We start from the raw sequence: 398 nt of genomic DNA on the forward strand, positions 1-398 counted from the left end.
GCCGGGCTGAACGTGCGGCTGCGCGTGCTGATCCCCGCGGTCGAGAACTCGATTGCCGGCAACGCTTTTCGACCCGGCGACGTGTTGACGAGCCGCAAGGGCATCAGTGTCGAGATCGGCAACACCGACGCCGAAGCCAGGCTCGTGCTCGGCGACTCTCTGGCGCTCGCCGATGACGAGGAGCCGCAGCTGCTGGTCGACATGTCGACACTGACCGGAGCGGCCCGCGTCGCGCTTGGCCCCGATCTGCCGCCTTTCTATACCAGCGACGAGGCGCTGGCCTTAGACCTCGCCACGGCGTCGCTGGCGGTCGAGGATCCGCTGTGGCGCATGCCATTGTGGCGGCCCTACGACGCGAAACTGTCGTCGAAGATCGCCGACATCAACAATGTCACCAC

1 pseudogene is annotated in these 398 nt (G+C 66.3%); it reads left to right on the top strand.

Annotated features, from left to right (window positions below):
• Nucleotides 1-398, top strand: a pseudogene (locus tag ACWTU8_RS33240) (leucyl aminopeptidase family protein); the annotation flags it as partial.

The organism is Mesorhizobium sp. BHbdii (assembly GCF_053848045.1).